This is a genomic window from Dehalococcoidia bacterium, assembly GCA_035528575.1.
GTDB lineage: Bacteria > Chloroflexota > Dehalococcoidia > E44-bin15 > E44-bin15 > DATKYK01.
In genome coordinates this window covers 1-22,781 of the sequence record DATKYK010000028.1, presented here as the reverse complement: position 1 = coordinate 22,781, position 22,781 = coordinate 1, and the positions used below count along the sequence as shown (strand labels likewise).

Here is a 22,781-nt window from a genome sequence, read left to right as displayed (position 1 = left end):
ATGAGCTCCTATGATGTAATAATAGTCGGTGCCGGTCCTGCTGGCGCCACGCTGGGTCGTGAGCTGTGCCACAGGGGGCTAGCAGTTCTCATAGTGGAAAAGGAGAAGCTACCCCGTGAAAAGCCCTGCGCCGGTGGTATAACCTTCAGGGCCGCCAGCCTGCTCGACTTTGACATTGGCGCGGTGACCGAAGGGATAGCTTACGGGGCCAGGATCACCTATCGACTAAGCGATGAGTGCATTAAGCGGCATAAGCAACCATTGGTCTACATGGTGATGCGTAGCAGATTCGATCATTTCCTCGTTAAGAAGGCTCAGGAAGCGGGCGCGGTTGTAAGCGATGGCGTGCGGGCTGATCAACTTGAGATGACAGCTTCCGGGGTCAGGGTGCTGACTGCCGAAGGCCCCATAACCGCTAAAGTTGTCGCCGCAGCCGATGGTGCCAGAGGGACGGTGGGCAGGAGATTGGGCATGATCAGGGATTTCGAACTTGGCCTCGCCCTCGAGGACGAAGTCTATGTAACCCAGGATAAACTGGCCGATTGGGATTCCCTTATAGGCCTGGATATCGGGCAAATACCGGGCGGCTACGGATGGGTCTTCCCCAAGAGGGATCACCTGTCGGTCGGGGTGGGAGGACCGCTTCATTTATCCAAAAGTCTTAAACAGTACCTGGGACGGCTGCTCCGCCACTTGGGAAAAAACGACATCGACGATTTCACCGGGCACCTCATGCCGCTCAGAAGGCGGGGCATGGCTATCCAGCGAGGCAATGCTTTATTGCTTGGCGATGCTGCCGGTTTAGTTCACCCCCTCACCGGGGAGGGCATTTACTATGCAATCAGGAGCGCCCAGCTTGCGGCCCCGGTAATTGCCGAATCATTGCGGTCTGGTACGATTGATCTAAAAAGCTACCAACGGGCTGTGGATGACCAGTTAATGCCCAGCCTTGAGGTAGGACGGGTCCTGCTAAACCTTTTCGCCTGGTCTCCGCGCTTCTACTTCGATTTAGCGAGTAGGAGCGACCGCGTCTGGAGCTATGCCTGGCATGCCCTGCTGGGAACATGGCCGGTCTGCACTTAATCTTCTTATAGGAGCTTCGATATGTCACTAGTCGGCGTGGTTATGGGAAGCAAATCGGATGAGCCATTGATGCAGCCAGCGCTGGATATGCTGCAGCAGTTAGGTATCGAGTATGAGGTCTCGGTCATCTCCGCACACCGCAACCCGGAAAAGACACGGGAGTACGGGTTAGAGGCCGAGCGGCGAGGGATTGAGGTGATCATTGCCGGTGCGGGGAAAGCGGCGCATCTTCCCGGTGTACTCGCCAGCTGGACTACACTGCCTATCATCGGGGTTCCCCTGGGGACAAGCGAGCTATTGGGGGTAGATGCCCTCTACTCCATGGCCCAGATGCCCGCTGGGGTGCCGGTGGCGTGTGTTGCCATCGATGGTGCTGAGAACGCCGCAATCCTCGCTGCTGCAATTCTCGCGCTAAAGCATGAAAAGATAAAGGGAACATATGAAGAATACCGGCGAAGCCTATCACAAGGAAACGGGGAGCCACAGTCCAGGCAGCGTAAAGCTCGAAAAGGAGCAAAAAGATGATTGAGCGATATTCAAGGCCACAGATGAAAAAGGTCTGGTCCGACGAATCCAAGTTCGAGAAGTGGCTCCAGGTGGAGATCGCTGTATGCGAGGCCTGGGCGGAGTTAGGGGCCATACCCAGTGAGGCTATCCCCGGGATAAAAACAGCTCGCTTTAATATTAAACGCTTCGATGAGATACTCAAAAAGACGCACCACGATGTGACCGCCTTCCTTGGCGCAGTGGCGGAGAGCCTGGGGGAGGAGAGTCGCTTCATTCACCTCGGGCTTACCTCCTCTGATGTTATAGACACAGCGCTCGGCCTGCAACTGGTGGCGGCATCGGACATCCTGGCTCGTGACATCGCCGAGCTTATCGTGGATCTGAAGGAGAAGGCGGTGGCGCACCGGCATACCATAATGATGGGGCGCACCCACGGCGTTCATGCCGAGCCCACCACTTTCGGCCTGAAGCTCGCCCTATGGGTCGAGGAGATGAAGCGGAACGAGGAACGGCTTGCCGCGGCGAGAAAGGCGATCGCGGTGGGCAAGATCTCGGGAGCTGTGGGCACCTATGCTACAGTGACCCCTGAGGTCGAAAAAATAGCCTGCGCCAAACTGGGGCTTGAGGCAGCGCCGATATCAAGCCAGATTGTGCAGCGCGACCGCCATGCACAGTTTGTAACCACGCTGGCCATTATCGCCAGCTCACTGGAGAAGTTCGCCACCGAGATCAGGGGGCTGCAGCGGACCGAGACTTTGGAGGCCGAGGAACCCTTTGAGGAGGGGCAGACCGGTTCATCGGCAATGCCCCACAAGCGCAACCCCGAGCTCTGCGAGCGCATCTCTGGCCTGTCGAGGCTGGTGCGGGGGCACGCCCTTACATCGCTTGAGAACATCGCTCTGTGGCACGAGCGGGACATCAGCCATTCCTCCAACGAGCGAATCATACTCCCCGACTCCTGCCTGGTGCTCGACTATGTCCTCTACCTCTTTATCTATATCATAAAGGGGCTGCGGGTATACCCGGAGCGTATGAAGGAGAACATGGAGGTGACCAGGGGGCTGGTCTTCTCGCAGCGGGTGATGCTCTCACTCATCGATAAGGGACTCAGCCGGCAAGACGCGTATGAGATGGTGCAGCGCAACGCAATGAAGGCTTGGCAGGATAGGGTAAGCTTCCTCGACCTTCTTCAGGCCGACCCCAATGTCGGCAAGCATCTTTCCAAATCTGAGCTTGAGGGCATTTTTGACTACGGCTACTTCCTGCGCCATGTGGATACGATCTTCGAGCGCCTGGGTCTGGGGTAGGGTGTGATGAAGAGAGGTAATGGATGATAACATGCCCAAACTGCAAAGGTGTAGGGGCAATAAATGGCCCCAAATATTTACCACCAATTATTTGGTCTTGGAAGAGATGCCCTACATGCAAGGGGAGGGGTAAGCTCAAAGACCGTTTGCGACGATGGGTAATTTGTCCAAAGTGTAACGGGTGGGGAAAAGAAGCTCATACGATAGTAATAGGGCGCGCCTGCGAGAGATGTAATGGTGCTGGGATTGTTGCACCTAGCAGAATCTGAGCTTGAGGGCATTTTTGACTATGGCTATTTCCTGCGCCATGTGGATACGATCTTCGAGCGCCTGGGGCTGGGGTAGGGCAAGGGTATGTTGGGCTTGGTCTATGACTATGACAAGGAGGCGGAGCGGTGGCTGACACCTTTTGTGGAAGTTGTGGCGTAAAACTAAAAGTGTCGGACAAGGCATGTCCAAAATGTGGTTCGAGAGATCGTAATAATCTCGTTGGTGATGGGGGAGTGGGCAACGAGGCCCTCAAGCTTAAAGCAAAAGACCCTTCAGGGTTTGTCGAGAGAAAGTTAAAGTTAAAGTTGAAGCGAGCAGGGCAGACTGGGCAGAGAGCTGAGGAAAGACTGGAAATCGACCGAACGAGCAATAAAGAGACAAAAAAGCTGCATGAGGTACGGGAACAGAATGAAGAGGGTAAGTGGGAGAAAGTTCACTGTACCGAGGATTCATTTCCTGCCAAGCGACGAAAGAAGTAATCGAGCAGAGATATAGGAACGATGGAGCTATTACTTGAAACCAACCTGTCCAACCTATTCTACCGGGGGAAGGTGCGGGATACCTATGACCTGGGCGATAGCCTGCTGTTGATAGCCACCGACCGCATCTCCGCCTTCGATTCGGTTCTTCCCTGCGGCATCCCCGACAAGGGTATGGTCCTGAACCAGCTCTCCGCATTCTGGTTTGAGAAGACAGAGCACATTGTCCCCAACCATCTCATCGCGGTGGTGGACGATGCCCAATGGCTCAATGATACATATGGGGAGAAGGTCTGCTCTGGCTACTACTCCTTCCCTGACTACGTGGCACGCCGCTCCATGGTGGTGAGGAAGGCGGAGCGTATCGACATCGAGTGCGTGGCGCGGGGCTACCTCTCCGGCGCGGCGTGGGCAGAATACGGGGAAAAGGGCACCGTTTCCGGTGTTCCCTTCCCCCAGGGGCTGGCGGAGAGCGAAAGGCTTCCCGAGCCTATCTTCACCCCAACAACAAAAGCGGACTCAGGGCACGATGAGCCGATCACCCTCGATGAGATGAGGCGGCTTTTGGGGGAGGAGCGGGCAGAGGAGCTGATGGAGAAGACCATGATTATATACCGCTACGCCCACGAGTATGCTCTGGAGCGTGGCATCATCATCGTCGATACCAAGGTGGAGTTTGGCCTGGTAAACGGCAGGGTAATACTGATCGACGAGCTTCTAACCCCCGACTCCAGCCGCTTCTGGGACGCGAGCCAGTATCGGGCGGGGCGCTCCCAGCCAGGCTTCGATAAGCAGCCGGTACGTGACTGGCTCGTCCAGGCTGGCTGGAATAAGGAGCCGCCGGCACCGATGCTGCCTGATGATATAATCGCACAGACCACCGAGAGGTATCGGGAGGCGTATCGCCGGCTCACCGGCAAGGAGCTCTAATATGGAAGTGGTAAACCGGAACGGGGTAGAGCCCTTCATAACCAAGGATAACTCAGAGATAAGGGAGATCCTGGCTCCGGCAAACTCCTCTATAAAGAATCAGAGCCTGGCGGAGGCAAGGTTAGCACCGGGCATTACAACCGACGAGCATTTTCACCCCAAGTCTGAGGAGATATATTATATACTCGAGGGCAGGGGCAGGATGAAGATCGAGGATGAGGAGAGAGAGGTCTGCCCCTGCGACGGCATTGCTATTCTCCCCGGCAAGAGACACAGGATTTGGAACATCGGTGGCTCGGACCTCATTTTCCTGTGCTGCTGTTCCCCCGCTTACAGACACGATGATACTGTAATCGTCGAGTGAGCGGTCGAGGATTAGGTACAGGAGGTTTACTGGGAAGCCCCTGGCCACTCGCGCAATCGAGGATTTCAGATTCGAGACAGAAGAGGTCTAGCCCTCAATAACCCCTTTAGTGCTGGGCACTTTGCCACTGAGCCGCGCATCGATCTTGGTGGCGCTATCCAGCGCCCGCCCCAGCGCCTTGAAGATAGCCTCTGCCTTGTGATGGTCGTTGATACCGGCAAGCACCTTGGCGTGGAGGTTCATCTTTGCCTCCAGGGCGAAGGTATCCAGGAAATGGCGCACCAGGTCGCTCTCCAGGTCACCTATCTTCTTCCTCTTGAAAGACGCATCTATCACCGCATATCCCCTGCCGGAAAGGTCAACCGCCACCAGGGCGAGCGCCTCATCCATCGGCACGATGGCATGCCCCATGCGGGTAATGCCCTTCTTATCCCCCAGCGCCTTATTTAACGCCTGGCCCAGTGATATGGCCACATCCTCCACCACGTGGTGCTGGTCCCAGCCCGAGGCTGAAATAGTTATGTCAAATAAACCGTGCTGGGCAATATGAGTCAGCATGTGGTCGAACATCTTGCTGCCGGTCACGATCTCAAACTTCCCCCTGCCGTCGAGGGAGAACTCAATACTTATCTTTGTCTCTCCGGTCTCACGGGTAATGGTAGCTGTTCTTTTTTTCACACTTTGTCTTGCCATGTCTTCCCTCCACGAGCACAGCTAAGCATCATACACTGCGCCTACCCAACCCAAGGTAGGAATGGACTCCTCTTAGATTAGCACATCTCCTTCAGTGCTTCAATGAGGGCATCGGTGTGCTCCGGCTTGCCCACGCTGATGCGAATCGAGTTTCTCAGGAGTGGGGTGTCGAAGTAGCGGATGAAGATGCCCCTTTTCTGCAGCCCCTCGTAAATCACCCGGGCATCCCCTTTAACCACGGTGCAGAGGATGAAATTGGCCTGGGAGGGGAATGGCCTTAGAGACTTGAGCTCGCCGAGTTTTTGGGTAAGACGCTCCCGTTCTGAGATAATTTTTTGCACCGTGCCCTTGCGGTATTCGATGTCGGCAAGCGACTCCTTAAGCGCAACCTGAGCCGCCAGGTTTATGTTATAAGGTTGCTTGATCTTTATGAGCTGTTCTGCGATCAGGGTAGGGAATATCCCGTAGCCAATGCGCAGCCCGGCGAGCCCTGCCCATTTGCTGAAGCTGCGAAGCACGATCAGGTTTTCATACTGGGGAACCAGTGGGGCGACGGTGGTCCCGCTGAATTCATAGTATGCCTCATCGATCACTACAACCTTACCCAGCTTAACCAGCTCCAGTATATCGCGCTGGGGGGTGATATTCCCCGTGGGGTTATTTGGCGATGTGACGAAGATGACCTTGGTTTTTTCATTTACAGCCTCTTTTACACCGGTGATATCGATGGCATAGGATTTGTCCCTGGGTACTTCGCTAACCTTACCACCGCAAATCTCGGTGCAGAAGTGGTACATACCGAAGGTGGGAACGCAGTTGATAACGCCATCGCCGGGCTTGAGGAAGAGGCGCAGGATGAGGTCGATGAGCTCGTCGCTGCCGGCGCCGGCTATGATATGTGCTGCATCCACCCCAACATATCCCGCTAATGATTTTCGTATTTCACGCTGCTCCGGGTCGGGGTAGATGTGATAGAAGGGGTAACCGGCAAGGGCACGTCCTACCCTCGGCGAGCAGCCATAGGGGTTCTCGTTGCCGTCGAGCTTTATCACCCCCTCGGTGGGGACACCAGCCCGTTCGCTTAGCACATCGAGGGGTATGATGGGCTGGTATGCCTTGAGTCCCAATAGGTCGCCCCGCATCATTTTTTCGATATCCCCACCTTGCCCCCTCCCCCTTGCGATATCGCCCATCATTTACCACCCTTCTTCAGCCTTAGCTCTGCGGCTCGGGCGTGGGCGGTGAGCCCCTCCGCTACGGCGATGGTCGACGCAGCAGGACCCAGCGCCTCTACATCCTCGTCGCTCAAAGAAATGATGCTGGTGAGCTTTAGGAAATCGCCCACCCCGAGGGAGGAGCAGAAGCGGGCAGTTCCTCCCGTAGGTAAAACATGGCTCGGCCCGGCAACGTAGTCACCCAGCACCCCGGGTGAATTTTCGCCGATGAAGATAGCCCCGGCGTGGCGGATCCGTTCTATATATGACGGGGCATCGCGAACCATTAAAGAGACGTGCTCCGGAGCATAGATGTTAACCAGTTCAATCGCCTGCTCCATATCGCTTACCACGATTATCCTGCCCCTTCCCTCCAGAGAGCGGCGGGCAATTTGGGACCGCTCCAGCCCTTCGAGCTGGCGTGTCACCCATTTGTCCACAGCCTTAGCCAGCCTGGAGGAGGTGGTAATCAGTATTGCGGTGGCCAGTACGTCGTGCTCCGCCTGTGCCAGAAGGTCGGCAGCGCAGCGGTCAGGAGAGGCGGAGTCGTCGGCCACTATCAAAGTCTCGGTGGGCCCTGCGAGGCCATCAATAGCGACTGCGCCGAAGACCATGCGCTTAGCCAGGGTCACGAAAAGTCCGCCTGGCCCGCAGACCTTATCCACCCTAGGGATGGACTCGGTGCCATAGGCAAGGGCGGCGATGGCCTGAGCACCCCCCACCTTGAAAACCCGGTCTACCCCGGCTATATCTGCTGCCACCAGGGTAGCCGGGGGGACATAGCCCCCATTTGCAGGAGGAGTGGTGAGGATGATCTCTTCCACCCCGGCGACCCGGGCCGGGATCGCCGTCATTAGTACCGTCGATGGGTAGCAGGCAGTGCCGCCGGGCGCATAGATGCCTACCCTCTCTAGGGGGCGGACGGTCTGCCCCAGTCCGCCTTCCATAAATTGCATGAAACTGTGTCGCAGTTGGGTCTGGTGAAATGAGCGCACCCGCTCCGCAGCGATATTAAGCGCCGCGATGAGCTCCCGATCCACCTTTCCATGGGCTTCGCGGCGCTCCTGCCCGCTTACCTCCAGAGATTCCAGCGCTATTCCGTCAATCCTCCGGGTAAAGTCCAGCAGGGCTGCATCCCCTTTATCTCGCACCGCAGCGATGATCCGGCCCACCGCCTCCTCAGGGGTGAGTTCAATAGCGAAGGCCTCTTTTATCCTTCGTTTCACCTCAAGAGGGGCTTCACCTAGGTCAAAGGTGGCACGCTGCAATACAGCTTTAGCCTTTTGAAAATCACTAATTATCTTCACCCAAATACTCCCTGGCCGCTTTCACAGACTGGCTTATGGCTTTCCCCCGGAAGGCGGTGAGCCGCTGGGGGGTAACATGCTGAATAGCCCAATCCAGCTTATCCGGCACTGATAAAAGGAACGGCTCTAGCTGCTCAGCATCGATCTTTTTGCTGGGGAGAAGGAAGCTTCGGGCAAATGGTGGAAAATCGGCCAGTTTTACCTCCCGGGCCATCGCGGCGCAGGCGAAGTCCCGCCACTGGCGCAGGGTAGTGGTCGCCAGAAAATCGATATTTACCCGTGGCTCCCACTGGCAGAGCTCAGCCCGAATCGCTGCCATCTTCGCTTTATCCTCCCTTTCCCTTCGGTCAAGCTCGAACTGGAGCAGCCTGTCGAGAGCGTTAGCCATCGGGTCCCCGCCGAGCGGTGATAAATTGCCGAAGAAAGGGCGATAGACATCCTTAATCCAGACCTCATCGACAATGAGGTGGGAGAGGTAGCCAGCAATAAAAGATCTCGTTGCAGCATCCAGACTATTCCCTCGGGCAAGGTCGGGATGAGCTTCAAACAGCAGACGTGTCCCGCTCTCATACTCTTTCTTGTCCAGGTCGAAAAAGTGAGTTTCGCTTCGTGAGACACCGCTAATGTGGTGTACATCGGGCGAGATGGTTCCCACCAGGTAGCCTCCCATGTTCAGGTCTACTACGGGATGATGCATCAGCTCTGCTGCCTCCTGGGCAATGCTCAGGTGAAGATAAAGTAACGGCATCTTTTCTAGTTTATCCTATTATTCGAGTCTGTGGGGAAATTACCAATCTGGCGTTTTTTCTACTTTTAGCAGCCCTTCCTGATAATATCTATTATACGTTCGATTCCGCCTTTCTTCGAGGTATGGGAAAGAGTGTCCCGGTGTCCGATAAGGCATGCCGAGGACTCAAAGACGGTATCTATAACCGCCAGGTTGTGCCTCGCCAGGGTCTCACCGGTCTCGGTGTTTTCGATCAGCAGGTCGGCATCCTCAGGCAGAAAGGCCTCGCTCGCCCCCCAGGTGGGGATTATCTTGAAGCGCCCCAGGTGATTATCCCGGGCATACTTATCGGCGATGTTCACATACTCCGAAGCTACCCTGAGAGAGGGAATATAACCTCCCGTGACCAGGTCCCTCAATTCATGGACGTCGCGTGCGGGCAGATCTTGGCTGACCACAGCAACCAGGGTTACCTTCCCGAACCCCAGTTTTAGGATTTCCTTTACCGGGCTTGAGGGGAAGCGATAGAGGTGGTCTTTAAGCCAATCCTCGCCGGTGATGGCCAGGTCAAAGTTATCATTTGCTACCTGGAGTGGCATGTCCTGGGGCCTGATCACCTTGATCATAACTCCGGGCAAATCAGTGGTCAGCCTGCGGGTGGCGGGTGCCCCCGAGTACCCCCGGATGTTTAGGCCTGCTTTTTCGAGGAACTCCGCGGCCGATTTCAACAGGTGCCCATCGGGCAGGGCTAGGCGAGTTACTTCACTGTCTCCGACCCTGCCCTCTACCTTGTCCCCTAGCCCTTTAACCGCTTGAATTTTTCCTCCTTTTACCTCGCCAGCGGCGGGTAAAACTGTCCCCGATTTAGTTTCCGCCGCAAAGGGCTGCAGGCATCCCAGGAACTCGCTCAGATCAGCCTTTGCCAGGCTGTTCCTATTGGCGATTAAGGTAGCATTTGAGGTAAGGATCCTCGACAGTGGAACCAGGTCGTAGCTTGCAAAGCTGCCCGCAGAGGCTTCAGTGATTATTGCTAGGTCGGCGCTCTCCGGTGGGTAGACTTCACCAGCACCATATATTGGGAGAATACTGAAACGCCTAAGCCTCTGCCTTCGTGCGAATGATTCCGCCATGTTCTGATACTCGCTGACGATGCGCACCTGAGCAAATCTATCGTTGATCTCCTCAAGCGAGGAGACACCGGAATGCCCGCTGGTAACTATATAAATATCACTCCTGCCATACCCCAGGTCCCTCAGCTTCACCAGTTCGCCGCTGGGGTATTTCGCCATGAGCTCCTCCACCCAGTCCAGCCCGCAGATTCCCAAATCGTAGTTTCCAATAGCCACCTGAATGGGGATGTCCCGCTCCTGGAACACCTTGAAAAACAGGTCGGGGAATCTGGATGATTTCAGGCGATAGGAGCGCGACCGCTTATCATACCCCTCAAGCCCGACATCTGCCCTCTCCAGTAAAGATGCACTATCCTTTAAGAGTCGCCCCTTCGGTAGCGCCAGCTTCACCCGGAACTCTCCATTGCCTGCCGAATCTCCGCCTCGGAGGCAAGTTCATGCTTTTCACCGGTAGCCTGATCGGTTAAGCGGAAAAGGCCCTTCCCTGACACCGTAAGAAGCCATCGATAATCGCCCACCGCCTTCTGTCCCTGGTCAAGCTGAACGATATATCCCGAGTCCCTCAGTGAGCGAGCCACCTCAAAGCAGGACTTGAGCCCAGTCATACTGCCTTCCTGGTACTGGATCAGGATCCCCGGCACCGGCCTCTCCTCCAGCTTCAGGAGATCCATCAGTTGATCTATATACAGTGCAAAACCCGATGCTGGAATGGAAGGTCCACCCACCAGCGAGATCAGGTCATCGTATCTTCCCCCTCCTCCAACCCGCTTATTGGAGATATCGAATTGAAATATTACCCCTGTATAGTATTCAAAGCCTCTACCTGAAGCGATATCGATCTGGTAGGGGCAATCCATAGCGCCAAGTAGCTCGGCAATGCTGGCAAGGTCTTTCAGGCTAGGCTCAAACCTGGGCAGGGCATTTCCAAGGATTGTCCTTACGTTCTCCAGAAAGCCGGGAGAGCTCCCGGTGACATCCATTAAAAGGGCTAGCGCCTGTTTTAGGTCAGCATCCTGGGTCTCAATATCACCCAGTGCCTTTATATTACCCTCCAGCACCTGGTCCAATATCTGGGTCTGCTCCGCAGCCCCCAATCCGAGCTCCTCTATGAGCGCCTTGATCAAGCCAGCGTGGGATAGCTTTACCTCCAGGGGACCGAGTCCCAGTTTACCAAGCACCTCCGAGGCTAGAAGCACAAGCTCCACATCAGCGAGGGGCTGGCTTTTTCCGATGAGCTCAACACCGCACTGCCAGCGCTCCCTCTGCTCCCTTCCCGTTTCTTCAAAGGTAAAGGTATTTCCCACATAGGAAAGCCGGGATATCTCGTCACCAGCGAAGTCTTCCAGATATAGTCTCGCGGTGGGGATAGTGCCCTCCGGTCGCAGTACCACCCTTTCGCCACTCCAGCCATCCCAGTCAAGGAAGGAATACACTCTGCCAAGCATACCCGGGGTCAGCGTCCCGGTGGCGGTAAAAAGGTGGAGATACTCGAGCATCGGGGTTCTCACCTCCTCATAGCCCCACTTTATCGAGCAGCGGCGAAAGACCTCCTCGATCTGCCGAAACTTCACCATGTCATCGGGAAGCAGATCACGCATCCCTTTACATCTTGGCACTTTCATCCCTACCACCTTTTTCAAAGCTTTGGTTATTCTACAATAATATGCTACCGCCTTCAATAACGTGGCCTGATGGGAGGGGTGTCCAGAGGGGTCTCCCCTCTGGCGGGGGCATGGGGGTGTCCCCCATAAATACATATCAGGGAGGGCGGGTGGGAAATATTAGATTCCTTTCCCCGACCCCGATTATATCGGGGGATGCTTCGGCCTAAATCGTCCGATAAATCGGACTCTCGCAAAGCGGAGGGGGGTGATGGCGGGTTCAATAAACGAGTGATAATGTATCACCAGTGTAATGGATGAGCACACTTGATTGTAAAAAGAATACCACCCAACTATAATGAATTGATAATCTAAGGTAGCATCCGGTATGAGAAAGCTCTGGCTTTTCCTTATAGCGCTCGGGTTGCTCATCCTCTTTATACCCGGGGAAGCTAGTGCGGCCACTCCACAGGTGGATGTCCTCAGGGTTGAGGGGACGGTAAACCCTGTCCTTGCTGGCTATATTGACCGCGGAATCGGGCTGGCTGAGGAGCATGGCGCCACCGCCTGCGTCATTGAGATGGATACGCCAGGGGGGTTAGACAGTGCCATGCGTGACATTGTGCAGCGTATCCTGGAGGCGAATATTCCAGTGGTGGTCTATATTCCGCCAGGGTCGAGGGCTGCCTCGGCGGGGGCATTTATCACACTCGCATCTCACGTAGCGGCGATGGCACCGGGCACCGAAGTTGGGGCCGCCCACCCCGTGGCCCTGGGCGAGGATGGGATAGATGAGACCATGGAGCAGAAGGTGGTAAACGACGCCGTTGCATATATCATAAGCATTGCAGAGGCACGAGGTCGCAATGTAGACTGGGCCGAGGCTGCGGTAAGGGAGAGCAGGTCAAGTCCCGCCTCGGAGGTCCTGGAGCTGGGGGTTATAGATATTGTGGCAAATAATTTGGATGACCTCCTCATCCAGCTTGATGGATGGCAGGTGACACTATTAAGCGGGGAGGAGGTCACCCTTAAGACCGATGGTGCCAAAATTGATTACACCGACATGGGTGCCATGGAGCGCTTTCTCTTCACAATCGCGGACCCGAATATCGCCTACATCCTGCTGAGCCTGGGGATGCTCGGTATCATGCTGGAGCTGTTTCATCCGGGGACCATCTTCCCCGGGGTCGTCGGTGCCATCTGCCTTTTTCTTTCCTTCTATTCCCTAGGGATGCTCCCGGTCAACTATGCCGGGGTATTACTGATCGTTCTCGCCTTTGGGCTATTTGTGGCAGAGGTTTTTATATCCAGTCACGGGTTGCTTGCCATGGGCGGCATTGCAACGTTTACCGTGGGCTCGATGATCCTGATGGGCAGTCCCTTTTTCCAGATAAGTCCAGGTGTTATCGCCGGGGTGGTGATCGTGTTCACCATCGTTGGCGTCTTTGTTATCGGGGCTATCCTGCGCACCCACCGAAGGCGACAGCAGACAGGGCGAGAGGCGATGGTGGGCATGGTGGCGGTAGCCAGAACAACCCTCGACCCAACAGGAACCGTGTTTGTGCACGGGGAACGCTGGGAGGCAACACTGGACGAAGGAAAGGTTGAGATAGGAGAGGAGGTGGTGATAACCAGGGTCGATGGCTTAAAACTAAGGGTAGTCAAGAAAAATAGAGGAGGTGAATAATATGGATTGGGTGATAATTATTGCCGTAGTGGCGGCACTACTGCTCATCCTGCTGCCGGCGTCCATAAAGATCGTCTACCAGTATGAGGCTGGCGTTGTGTTTCGGCTGGGCCGATTGGAGAAGACTAGAGGACCGGGGATACGCTTTATCATCCCCTTCCTCGACCGCATGCGCAAGGTGGACACTCGTACTATCACCATGGATGTTCCCTCTCAGGAGGCGATCACCAGGGACAATGTTACACTCAAGGTGAACGCGGTGGTCTACTTCAGGGTGATGCACCCGGAGGCTGCTGTAATTGAGGTCTTTGACTACAGGCTGGCCACCTACCAGATCGCTCAGACCACCTTAAGGAGCGTGCTGGGCCAATCCGAGCTTGATGAGCTGCTGGCGCGCCGCGAAAAGATAAATCAGCAGCTGCAGCAGATCATCGATGAGCAGACGGAGCCCTGGGGAATCAAGGTGAGTGTGGTGGAGGTAAAGGATGTGGAGCTGCCCAGCTCAATGCAGCGGGCGATGGCGGCACAGGCTGAGGCGGAACGCGAGCGGCGCGCCAAGATCATCCACGCTGAGGGCGAGCTGCAGGCTTCTGTAAAGCTAGCTGAGGCGGGCGCTATAATCGGCAGGGAGCCGACAACGCTGCAACTGCGCTATCTACAGACTCTTACCGAGATCGCCACCGAGAAGACCAATACCCTGGTATTCCCCCTGCCCCTGGACCTGCTCAGCGCCTTCATACCAAAAAAGAAGGATTGAGGGGGGACAGATCTGATTTATGGTCTAAACTGAGAAATTAGGGGTAGCTGAAAAACTGTAATTAGGCAGGCACTCTGTGTAGCCAAACATTGGGCAGAGATGGAGATCTAGGACAGCGGTAACAATAGATAATTGTAACTAGATCGCCAGGTCAATACGGCAATTCCTATAGTCCGACCGGCTTGAGCTTGTGTTGTGCCTCGGTTATATAGGGAAGCAGGGTGCTATCCCACTGGGACTCAACGCCTGCTACTGCCATGTGGTGGAGCGTGGTGTGTACTATTCCCGCACTAGCGTTCGGCTCGCTGCTTGTGGAGGCGATGTACTAAGTGGCATGGCATACGGCATTCCTACCGGTTGGGACTGTGAGTTACAAGAATAGCGATATAGGGCATCAACGGTATCCTCTATAGGAATTGATTGGAGGAGAAGATGACTCATTCCAAGGGGTATGCAGGAAGTATTTTGCGGGTAAATCTCTCTGATGGGAGTGTTGACAGGGTGCCAACCGAGGGTTATGAGGATCTCTTTCTGGGAGGGAGAGGGATAGCTGCTAAAATCTATTGGGATGAGGTTCCACCGGGGATCGATGCCTTCGATCCGGGAAATAGGCTAATATTCATAACCGGTCCCGTTGCTGGCGTTCCAGGTCTCGCTGGCTCAAGGTGGCAGGTTTGCGGCAAATCCCCCATTCACGATCGATTTTCCTACTCGAATCTGGGTGGCTCCTGGGGTGCCGAGCTAAAATTTGCCGGTTACGATGGCCTGGTGGTCTATGGGAAGGCGGATGGGCCGGTCTATCTGCTGGTAGATGGGGAGCGGGTGGAGATAAGGGAGGCGACTCATCTTACCGGCATGGGCGCCATCTCCTGCCGGGAGAGACTGAAGCAGGAACTGGGAAAGGCATTTCGCGTGGTGACCGTAGGTGCGGCGGGTGAGAACGGAGTCGTCTTTGCTATTCTGATGGCGGATGGTGATTCCACCGGCTCCAGTGGGTTAGGCGCAGTGATGGGCTCCAAGAACCTGAAGGCCATTGCCGTAAGGGGAAACAGGCGAAAGATCGCCGTGGATGATGCGGAGAAGGCCCGGAAACTGAGGGAACGGCTGCGCCTTGAACTAAAGAGCAGGTTTTCGTTCGAGCAGATGATATTGCCCCCCCTGGTGAACCCGGACATGATGAAGAAGGATGTGTGCTATGGCTGCGGCAGCGGGTGCATGCGCCTGACCTACAGGGCGATGAGCGGGGTAACCGGCAAATTCATGTGCCAGGCCAGTCTTTTCTATCAGGTTCGAGCACAGCGCTATTATGGGGAGATCAACGAGGTTCCTTTTGAGGCCACCAAGCTCTGCGATGAATACGGGGTCGATACCCACGCCATCGAGACTATGATAATGTGGCTCTCGAGGTGCTATAAGGCTGGAATCCTAACCGAGGAGCAGACCGGTATACCCCTCTCTAAGATGGGAAGCAGGGAATTCATCGAGGCATTGCTCAGGAAGGTATCCCACCGCGAGGGGTTTGGCGATGTTCTTGCCGGTGGCACCCATAAGGCGGCGGAAACCCTGGGCAGTAAGGCCAAAGAATTGATCACCGACTATATGACCAGGACTGGCTACAATAACAACTATGGGGCCAGGTTATATATTACCACCGGCCTCTTCTATGCCATGGAACCGAGGCAGCCCATTCAACAGCTTCATGAGATCAGTATTCTGAACATGTTGTGGGCGATGCGGGCGGCGGGGATGGAGAATATCTGTGTTACATCCGATGTTATGCGCGCCATAGCGAAGCGTTTCTGGGGGGGCGAGATGGCCGCCGACTTTTCCACCTATGAAGGTAAGGCCCTGGCCGCTGCCAAGATTCAGGAGCGTCAGTATGCCAAGGAGTGCCTCATCCTGTGCGATTTCACCTGGCCCATTTCCTACAGCGGGCTCTCTGAAGACCATGTTGGAGACCCCACCTTAGAGAGTCAGGTTTGTGCTGCTGTAACGGGAAGGGATATCGATGAGCAGGGGCTATACAAAATCGGGGAGAGGGTCTTCAACCTGCAGCGGGCTATTCACATCAGGGAAGGACACAGGGGAAGAGAGGGTGACTGTCTGGAGGAGTTCAATTACACCGTCCCCTTAAAGGGCGATTTTGGCAACCCAGGTTGCATAGTGCCTGGCAGGGATGGCGAAACCCTTTCCAGGAAGGGAATGGTGGTGGAACGGGAGAAATTTGAACAGATGAAGGATGAGTATTACCAGATCCGTGGTTGGGATGTTTCTACAGGTTTTCAGAAAAGGGCTAAACTGGAGGAGCTGGGCCTGGGAGAGGTTGCCGAGAAACTGAAGAGCGAGGGCCTGCTGGCTCAATAATTCGATGATTTGATTGTGACATCACCGGCGGCAATGGTCATCAGGCTGCCATCGGAGTGCCTGAGCAGCAGGTTGCCATCTTCGTCCACCCCCTCGGCAACGCCCTCCTGAACCTCATCACCGCAGCGCACCGCAACCCTTTGCCCCAAGGTTTCTAGGCGCTGGCGCCACTCACGATCGATTGGCTCGCCGCGGCGTAGCGCATTATATAGCGTTTCAAATTCATCCAGTAGTGCTATCAGCATCTCCCTGCGGGACACTTTCCTGCCCAGCATCTCCTTGAGGCTGGTGGCCGTTTCTGAAATCTCAGGGATGGTGGTGGGGTCAAGATTGACATTTAAGGCGATGCCCACAATGGCGTAGTTAACCCTGTCCCCGTGAGCATCGCTCTCGATTAAAATACCACTCACCTTTTTTCCTGCGATGAGGACATCGTTGGGCCACTTGATGGTGGTCTCAAGACCGGTGACCTTCTCGATGCTCTGTGCCACCGCCAGGCAAGCGGCTATGGTGAGTCGGGGGAGCTGTTCCGGCATTGGATAGAGAACGATAGATAGCAGGATGTTACTATCTGGGGGTGAAAGCCACTCACGGCCCAGTCGCCCCCGGCCTGCAGTCTGGTGGTCGGCGATGACAACGGTTCCCTCCGCTGCAACTTCCCTTATTGCCTGCTTCGCCGCATCCATAGTGGAGGGGGTGACCGGATAATAAAGGATGTTTTGGCCGATGAACTTTGTCCTCAGATTCTCCACGATTGAAGTTAAAGGAATATCGTTCACCGCCATTTTCCCTCATCATGGCTTAGGTTAGCCCATTTCCAAACAAAGCCTTTCCCTTCCCGCTCACACCTGAGCAGGCCTTTCTGAGCCAGCTTCCACATCTCATGCCGGGCTGAATCTAGAGGGGTGGCCAGTCTTTGTGACACCCGTCGTGCCAGCTCCTCCACCTGCTCACCTTGGGCGGGGTTCTGAGTTATCTTTATCCCTCCCACCCTCTCGATTACATCGCCTTTCAGTAGCCTCCAGGCGAACTCCCTGCTTTCCTTTTCCTCCAATTCCTTCTTTGACTGGAGGTCTCCAGATTCTGCCAAGTGCCTCTTTTCCGCCCCGGCATAAGCTACCGCTCGATCGTAATAATCCGATATCTCCTGTGCTTGCCAAGCCTTCATATCAGCGGTCTCCGTTATCGGTCGATTAGCGTCATAATCAGCCCAATCCCTACTGAGTATGCTAATGCCATATTCATCGGCCTTCTCATATAGCTCGCTTCCCGGGAAGGGGGATAATAGGTGGAAGCCATAGATAGCGCCATACTCCTCACGCAGTTCGCGGGCAAAATCCATGCTCTGCCGAGCAGTTTCCGGGGTTTCACCGGGCAGTCCTAGAATGAAGTTTGCGAAAACACCGATGCCATTCTCCGTGGCAAGCTTTGTCCCCTCTCTTATTTCATCTAAGGCGATCTTCTTTTTAATTGTGTTTAATATCTTCTGAGACGCGGACTCAACCCCAAAGAGAACCCTGGTGAAACCAGCCTCTCTCATGCTTACCAGTAGCTCTTTGGTCAGATGATCAGCTCTGGAGAAAGAACCTAATTCAATATCGAGATGGCGCGCCTTTATCTCATCACAAATTTGCTGGGCATGTCTATGGTTGAGGGTAAAGGTATCATCGATAAAGCTAAATTCTTTAATGCCAAATTCCTTGTGATCCCTCTCTATCTCATCAACCACCAATTTGGGACTGCGAAGTCGCACTCGATGTCCCATCATGAGGGGCCCGCAGCAAAATATACAGCTGTAGGGGCAACCCCTACTGGTAGACACACTTAAAGGGGACTTAATCGCTAAATATTTTGAGAGGGGAACCAGGTGCCAGGCGGGGAAAGGAAGGGAATCCACATCTGTAATAAAGGGGCGTGGTTGCGTTAGCACCACCCTATGATCCTGGCGAAAGGCAATCCCCATAACCCCCCCAAGCTCTCCCCCTGTTTCTAATGCCCTTATTAGCTCGATTATCGTCTCCTCCCCCTCTCCAAGAACCACGATATCGATCCAAGGGGCTTGCTCAAGCGTATCTCTGGCAGTAAAGCTCACATGGGGGCCGCCAATGACAGTAACAATATCAGGGTCACAGCCCTTGCAGACTTGGAGGATTTGACGAGCGGTGAGATAGTTAAGGGTGGAGCATGTAACTCCTACAACCTGAGGCTGATATTCCACGAGCTTTTTGCTAAGCTTTTCAGATGAATACTCGGCCACCAGAAAATCGAGAATTTGGACATCGACATCTTCCCTTTCCAGGACGGCGGCAAGATACCCCAGGGAGAGGGGTGGCCTGGGGTATTCTACAAAGGGGTAAGGGGTATCAATAAGAAGAACGCACACTAGCCTCTCTCCTATGCTTAGTAAGCAAAAGGGCCAGGCAAACCTGTAAGCCGAGTTCTGTACCCCGATTTAATCGGGGTGGTGACCATCTATCTAGCCCCGATGTTACCATCGGGGTCAAGCGACCTACCCGAGGGTTGTAGCGAGGCCGGGCGTCCTCTTCCCTTCTATTTGGTCTTGCTCCGGAGGGGGTTTGCCCGCCACCGATGTCACCATCGGAGCGGTGAGCTCTTACCTCGCCATTTCACCCTTACCCCGGCGAGCCGGGGTGGTATGTTTCTGTGGCACTTTCCGTATCCCCCGATTTATCGGAGGACCCTGGGCGTTACCCAGCCTCCTGCCCGGTGGAGCTCGGACTTTCCTCCCCCCGACATTATCGGGGAGCGGTCACCCGGTTCACCTGGCCCACTTTAGACTCTACTACAAAGCAGGGAAAATATCAAGGTAAATCCGTCAGGCGGTGGCCATCGTTTTCTTTCTGAATTGGGGCGGGGCTAAAGCCCGCGCAACTTCTTCTATACCTTCGCTAAAAAATCCATCACTGCCTGATTGAACCTGCCCGCAATCTCGACCAAGAAACCGTGTCCTCCCCCCTCAAGGACAACCAGTTCGGAATTGGGTATACCTGCTGCCAGCTCCTCCGACATCTTGACCGGGAGCAGCATATCCTCCTTGCCCACGAGCACCAGCGTTGGAGCGGTTATTTTACCGATGCGGTCCCGCGTGTCATGCTCATTTGCGGCAGCAAACTGTCGAGCGTAGGCGTGCACCGGCTGTGGATAGGGATTTGCCAGCATTATATCGGTCACCTTACGAACCATTTCCGGGTTGTTAAAGAACTTATCGGTGAACAGCCAGGAAAGCCGCAGGGTGATGAGCGTTTCCTGTTTGACGCCCTCCTGGGCTAGCCTTATCTGTATACCCAGGACGTGCGTAGCCCAGGAATAGGGGCCGACTGCGGTCGCAGCCAGGACCAGGCTTTTCACCCGTTGCGGGTATTTAAGGGCAAGCTCCTGTGCGATGAAGCCACCCATAGATAGTCCCAGAATATGGGCTCTTTCGATGCCCAATGCATCCAGGAGTCCGGTGGTGTCATCGGCCATCATCGCAGTGGAGTATGGCATATCCGGTGCATCGCTTCGCCCCACGCCGCGGTTATCGAAGGCTATCACCCGGTACTTTTTTGAGAACTCTGGAATCTGAAATATCCAGCTTGTCAGGTCACTGCCCAATCCCATAATCAAGAGCAGGGGTTCGCCCTTTCCATGAATCTCGTAATACATGTTGATGTCGCCAACCCATACCGTAGGCATATTAATCTCCTTTCCTGGTGATTTAATTGCCCGCGCTGCGGAGCGCCTGGCGGCATAAGGCATCCGCTGCTTTGTTTTGCTCCCTGGGGATGTGAACGATAGGAGAAGATTGAAATTCCTTCATCAGTTGATGGGCTTGTTCAAATAGCGGCTTCAACGCTGGATTTCTTACCCGGTATCTGCCGGTAAGTTGCTTCACGATGAGCTCGGAGTCCATTTTGAGCTCCACGCTCTCCGCACCCAGTTTCAGCGCCTCTTTAAGGCCGGCGATAAGGGCGAGGTACTCCGCTCGATTGTTAGTGGTTATGCCGATTGCCTTTGAGATTCTTGCGACCACTCTCCCCTGCTCAGCCTCTATGACAACCCCGATGGCAGCGGGCCCCGGGTTGCCCCTTGAAGCCCCATCAGCATGAATGATCAGGTTTTTCGCGCTCATCATAGCCTGAGCATTGGGTCTATGTGGTCATCGTAGACCACAATGCGTTCTATTACATACTGAAGCAGGGCTCGTCTCGCCGGGAAGGTCATTGACTCCCACAGCTGCTGAAGCTTCTCCAGCGCCTCGAGGGTAGATCGCCGGCGTTGCTCTGTGGTGATCTCCCCACTCGCCTCAGCCTGAAGGATGGCGAGCCTTTGCTGCAAAAACTGCCTCTCCTTCACCAGTTCCCCACCAGCAGCGCGCAGCTCCTCCAGGGATATAACGCCCCGGGCTGCCTGGTCGAGGTGCACGTGGAATTTTCTTCCCAGAGCCTTCAGCTTTTTGTCTAATTCAGGCTGATCTGTTGTTTTATCGTCAACAGGGGGTATGGGTTGCTTAATCAATTGCTCCCGCGCATCGGGGCTGCTGAATCTCCATAGCGCAGCAAGGACAGCGATCTCTAGACTCTCAGCTCTCCGTGTGTGGTACTGGCAAACGCTCTGGTTGGCTCTCGACTGGCACTGATAATAGCGATACTCCCCCTTGCTCTGCCCCCCATCCCTCTGCCGGGTCCAGGTCTGGCTACGGTTCACCCCGATCATCTTATTGCCACAATAACCGCAGTAGGCAAGGCCAGCCAGGAGGAAGGGCTGCCTGCGGGTATATCCCCCTTGCCTGGGCTTTGCACAAAGCCGCTCCTGTACCCTGCTGAAGACGCTGGTGGGGATTATCGGGGGATGACTGCCTGGAACCTTTACGCCGAAACGGGAGTAGGTCCCCAGATATGCTCGATTGCGCAGGATATCGCGAATCCCCACGATGCTCCACCGGTTACCCTTCCTGGTAGTGATACCCTGCTCATTAAGATAGCGAGCGATGAGGCGAACGCCCATATTCTCCTGAAGATATAGTCGATAGATAAGACCAACGGTTTCCGCCTCCTCGGGCATGACCTCCAGCTTCTGGTTGGCGCCGATCCGATAGCCAAAAGGGGGTTTGCCCAGTCCCATTCCATGTATCGCTCTCATCTTCATTGCTTCTCTCACCCGCTCCCCACTTCCTTTACCCTGGCGCTGGGTAGACCACATATTTAAGGCTGCTGCCAGGGGTTCTTCGAGCGCTTCATCTATGGAGTTAACCATGGCTCCAAGGCCGTCGAGTTCCAGGACACAGCGCACCGTTTCCTTAGGGTCGGGGTGGAGATAACGGAGGCTTTTCACCACAACGATGAGGTTCTCCCGCTGATCTCGGATGTGGCGGAGCATGCGTCGGTACTCTGTGTCGTTAAACCTTCCTGCTGAGTCCGTATCGGTGAAGGTCTTTAACGGCCCATAACCGTGCTCTTGGCAAAATTGGTGAAATCCCTCCTGCTGCTCAGCTTGGGGAGATGGAGCACCCTGCTCGGCATCTGAAAAAACGCGGAAGTAGCCGATCGCTTTCATCGCCTAGCTCAGATAAAGAATCCTCTCACAGCTACTACACTGCACCAGTTCCTGCCCTATCTTGGCGCGCTGCATTTCGCTCATCGGAAGGGCAATTCGGCATCCCTGACATACCCCCTGCTCCACCTTGGCCACAGCCTTCCCCTGCCGTATTCGCCTTAGTGCCTGATAAAGCTCCAGGCTCGCCGTATCGAGCTTGGAAGCGAGGTCTTTTCTCTTTTGCTCCAGGGTGGCAAGGGCAGAGTTTAGCTCAGCTTGCTCCTGCGATAGCGAGGCCTGCTCTTCTTGCCATTCCTCCTCGACCTTTGCCAGTTCCTGGCGTTTTGAGGATACCTGTTGATGCACTGTCTCAAAATCAGACATTATGTCAAGTGTTTTATCGTCCAACCCCTTCATTCTCCGCTTTAGATTTGCTACCTGCTCCTGCAGGCTTGCAAGCTCCTTGGGAATCTTCACCGTCCCGCCATAGAGCCTCTCTTCCGAAACGGCTGCCTTGGCCTGCAGGTCTTCCACCTCCCTCTCAAGCTCTCGCTGACTCCTCTCCAGATCGGCGAGACGCTCCTCGTCCCTGGCAAGGGATAGGCGCGACTGATCCACAACCTCGCTATCGTCCAAGCGGCTCATAACCTCGGAGAGCGCATCCCGCTTGGCATCTATCTCCGAGTCAATCTCCTGGAGATCATATAGCTGTCTTCCCTTGCTCAATTCATACCCTTTTCAGTCCCATTCTAAGTTACGGCTGTGGGGCTGTCAACAACAACAAAAATCCCCCCAATGGGTTATGGGGGGTTATTAAATATGGTGG

At 55.0% G+C, this 22,781-nt stretch carries 22 protein-coding genes and 1 other RNA gene; 10 read left to right on the top strand and 13 right to left on the bottom strand.

All coding sequences use genetic code 11. The features are described 5' to 3' along the window. The 6 genes from VMX96_06400 to VMX96_06375 all read left to right on the top strand — a co-directional run bounded on the left by VMX96_06400 (nucleotide 1) and on the right by VMX96_06375 (nucleotide 4,940). A complete protein-coding gene (locus VMX96_06400; GenBank protein ID HUU63531.1) occupies nucleotides 1-1,083 on the top strand; it encodes an NAD(P)/FAD-dependent oxidoreductase in 1,083 nt (360 codons plus the stop codon). Between the two features lie 21 nt (nucleotides 1,084-1,104). Continuing rightward, a complete protein-coding gene (purE, locus tag VMX96_06395) occupies nucleotides 1,105-1,608 on the top strand; it encodes a 5-(carboxyamino)imidazole ribonucleotide mutase (protein HUU63530.1) in 504 nt (167 codons plus the stop codon). After that, nucleotides 1,605-2,897: an adenylosuccinate lyase gene (gene purB / locus VMX96_06390; protein ID HUU63529.1), complete on the top strand. Its 1,293-nt coding sequence runs from the start codon at nucleotides 1,605-1,607 to the stop codon at nucleotides 2,895-2,897. The genes purE and purB overlap by 4 nt, the downstream gene beginning before the upstream one ends. A gap of 395 nt (nucleotides 2,898-3,292) precedes the next feature. Then, complete coding sequence (locus tag VMX96_06385) at nucleotides 3,293-3,646, top strand: hypothetical protein (protein HUU63528.1); 354 nt, start codon at nucleotides 3,293-3,295, stop codon at nucleotides 3,644-3,646. Between the two features lie 12 nt (nucleotides 3,647-3,658). After that, nucleotides 3,659-4,576: a phosphoribosylaminoimidazolesuccinocarboxamide synthase gene (locus VMX96_06380; protein HUU63527.1), complete on the top strand. Its 918-nt coding sequence runs from the start codon at nucleotides 3,659-3,661 to the stop codon at nucleotides 4,574-4,576. A gap of 1 nt (nucleotide 4,577) precedes the next feature. Continuing rightward, nucleotides 4,578-4,940, top strand: a complete 363-nt coding sequence (locus tag VMX96_06375; GenBank protein ID HUU63526.1) for a cupin domain-containing protein — start codon at nucleotides 4,578-4,580, stop codon at nucleotides 4,938-4,940. A gap of 87 nt (nucleotides 4,941-5,027) precedes the next feature. Here VMX96_06375 and hisB read toward each other — a convergent pair whose 3' ends face one another. From hisB to VMX96_06345, 6 genes are all read right to left on the bottom strand, one after another. Next, entirely contained in the window at nucleotides 5,028-5,633 is a 606-nt protein-coding gene (hisB, locus tag VMX96_06370) for an imidazoleglycerol-phosphate dehydratase HisB (protein HUU63525.1), read from the bottom strand. A gap of 77 nt (nucleotides 5,634-5,710) precedes the next feature. After that, on the bottom strand, nucleotides 5,711-6,829 hold the full coding sequence (gene hisC / locus VMX96_06365) for a histidinol-phosphate transaminase (protein HUU63524.1): 1,119 nt from the start codon (nucleotides 6,827-6,829) through the stop codon (nucleotides 5,711-5,713). Then, a complete protein-coding gene (hisD, locus tag VMX96_06360; GenBank protein ID HUU63523.1) occupies nucleotides 6,826-8,154 on the bottom strand; it encodes a histidinol dehydrogenase in 1,329 nt (442 codons plus the stop codon). The genes hisC and hisD overlap by 4 nt, the downstream gene beginning before the upstream one ends. Then, nucleotides 8,141-8,902 (bottom strand): zinc dependent phospholipase C family protein, encoded by a 762-nt coding sequence (locus tag VMX96_06355; GenBank protein HUU63522.1) that lies wholly within the window; start codon nucleotides 8,900-8,902, stop codon nucleotides 8,141-8,143. Before VMX96_06355 ends, hisD begins: the two co-directional genes overlap by 14 nt. A 65-nt stretch (nucleotides 8,903-8,967) precedes the next feature. Further along, complete coding sequence (gene hisG / locus VMX96_06350) at nucleotides 8,968-10,401, bottom strand: ATP phosphoribosyltransferase (protein HUU63521.1); 1,434 nt, start codon at nucleotides 10,399-10,401, stop codon at nucleotides 8,968-8,970. Beyond that, the gene (locus VMX96_06345; protein ID HUU63520.1) at nucleotides 10,398-11,633 is read right to left on the bottom strand and encodes an ATP phosphoribosyltransferase regulatory subunit; all 1,236 of its coding nucleotides are present in this window, start codon (nucleotides 11,631-11,633) and stop codon (nucleotides 10,398-10,400) included. The genes hisG and VMX96_06345 overlap by 4 nt, the downstream gene beginning before the upstream one ends. A gap of 367 nt (nucleotides 11,634-12,000) precedes the next feature. Here VMX96_06345 and VMX96_06340 point away from each other — a divergent pair, with 367 nt between their 5' ends. From VMX96_06340 to VMX96_06325, 4 genes are all read left to right on the top strand, one after another. Then, nucleotides 12,001-13,299, top strand: a complete 1,299-nt coding sequence (locus VMX96_06340) for a nodulation protein NfeD (GenBank protein ID HUU63519.1) — start codon at nucleotides 12,001-12,003, stop codon at nucleotides 13,297-13,299. A gap of 1 nt (nucleotide 13,300) precedes the next feature. After that, entirely contained in the window at nucleotides 13,301-14,056 is a 756-nt protein-coding gene (locus VMX96_06335; GenBank protein ID HUU63518.1) for a slipin family protein, read from the top strand. A 193-nt stretch (nucleotides 14,057-14,249) separates the two neighbouring features. Further along, entirely contained in the window at nucleotides 14,250-14,438 is a 189-nt protein-coding gene (locus tag VMX96_06330; protein HUU63517.1) for a hypothetical protein, read from the top strand. Between the two features lie 50 nt (nucleotides 14,439-14,488). Further along, nucleotides 14,489-16,420 carry an aldehyde ferredoxin oxidoreductase N-terminal domain-containing protein gene (locus VMX96_06325; GenBank protein ID HUU63516.1) on the top strand — a complete coding sequence of 644 codons (1,932 nt, stop codon included), beginning with the start codon at nucleotides 14,489-14,491 and terminating at the stop codon, nucleotides 16,418-16,420. Here the strand turns inward: VMX96_06325 and VMX96_06320 are convergent. From VMX96_06320 to VMX96_06290, 7 genes are all read right to left on the bottom strand, one after another. Next, nucleotides 16,414-17,205 (bottom strand): biotin--[acetyl-CoA-carboxylase] ligase, encoded by a 792-nt coding sequence (locus tag VMX96_06320; protein ID HUU63515.1) that lies wholly within the window; start codon nucleotides 17,203-17,205, stop codon nucleotides 16,414-16,416. The genes VMX96_06325 and VMX96_06320 overlap by 7 nt on opposite strands. Beyond that, complete coding sequence (locus tag VMX96_06315; protein ID HUU63514.1) at nucleotides 17,196-18,803, bottom strand: radical SAM protein; 1,608 nt, start codon at nucleotides 18,801-18,803, stop codon at nucleotides 17,196-17,198. The genes VMX96_06320 and VMX96_06315 overlap by 10 nt, the downstream gene beginning before the upstream one ends. 30 nt (nucleotides 18,804-18,833) lie before the next feature. Then, an RNA gene (gene rnpB / locus VMX96_06310) (RNase P RNA component class A) lies at nucleotides 18,834-19,206 on the bottom strand. A 112-nt stretch (nucleotides 19,207-19,318) separates the two neighbouring features. Further along, nucleotides 19,319-20,116, bottom strand: a complete 798-nt coding sequence (locus VMX96_06305; protein HUU63513.1) for an alpha/beta hydrolase — start codon at nucleotides 20,114-20,116, stop codon at nucleotides 19,319-19,321. 22 nt (nucleotides 20,117-20,138) lie between these two features. Further along, nucleotides 20,139-20,555: a ribonuclease HI family protein gene (locus VMX96_06300; protein ID HUU63512.1), complete on the bottom strand. Its 417-nt coding sequence runs from the start codon at nucleotides 20,553-20,555 to the stop codon at nucleotides 20,139-20,141. Then, nucleotides 20,552-21,976, bottom strand: coding sequence for a recombinase family protein (locus VMX96_06295; GenBank protein ID HUU63511.1), 1,425 nt, complete (start codon nucleotides 21,974-21,976; stop codon nucleotides 20,552-20,554). Before VMX96_06295 ends, VMX96_06300 begins: the two co-directional genes overlap by 4 nt. 3 nt (nucleotides 21,977-21,979) lie before the next feature. Next, entirely contained in the window at nucleotides 21,980-22,681 is a 702-nt protein-coding gene (locus VMX96_06290) for a C4-type zinc ribbon domain-containing protein (GenBank protein ID HUU63510.1), read from the bottom strand. Between the last annotated feature and the right edge of the window lie 100 nt (nucleotides 22,682-22,781).